The 578-nt window shown below is 67.8% G+C and carries 1 pseudogene; it reads right to left on the reverse strand.

What is annotated here, in order from left to right:
• Positions 1-578, reverse strand: a pseudogene (locus tag DNK89_RS24885) (hypothetical protein); the annotation flags it as partial.

Here is a 578-nt window from a genome sequence, read left to right on the forward strand (position 1 = left end):
AGGGGTGAACCGTTTCGCGGACGCCGATCTCGACGCTGCGATCAAGGCGGGCCCGGTCGATGCCTGGGGTTTGTCGGCTGAGAAGCTCGATACGGCTTTGAGACTGCGGGCCGGCATGCTGGAGATCGACAAGCTGTCGGTCGGCGGGCTGGCGGGGGCGTCGATCAGCGCCACTGGCCGTATGAAGGATTTTCCGAAAGGACCGACCGGCAGTCTGGACGCTTCGCTGCTGGCATCCGACCTTGCACCGTTGATGGATGCCGCAGCCAAACGGCATCGGCGTCTCGCCCTGGTTGATCATCAGCAGCGTCAGCGACAGCCCGCGCGAATCCAGCCGATAGCGCTGCACGCACTCATACGGCCACGGCCAGCCCAGCACGCCGGCCGGCTGTTGCAGCACCAGGTCGACCGCGTCATCGGCCAGGTGGCGCACCTGCCAGGGCTGGTACAGGCCGCCGCCATGGATCGCCTGCGGCCGACCGGGCAGCGATTCCAGCACATGCCGCGCGCCCGCGAAGGTGAACACGCCGTCTCGCACCCGGTTCGAGTAGGGCGTCAGCGGATACGACCCGGCGCGC

This window comes from Acidovorax sp. ST3, from assembly GCF_003231145.1.
In the GTDB taxonomy this organism is placed as follows: Bacteria; Pseudomonadota; Gammaproteobacteria; order Burkholderiales; family Burkholderiaceae_C; genus Acidovorax.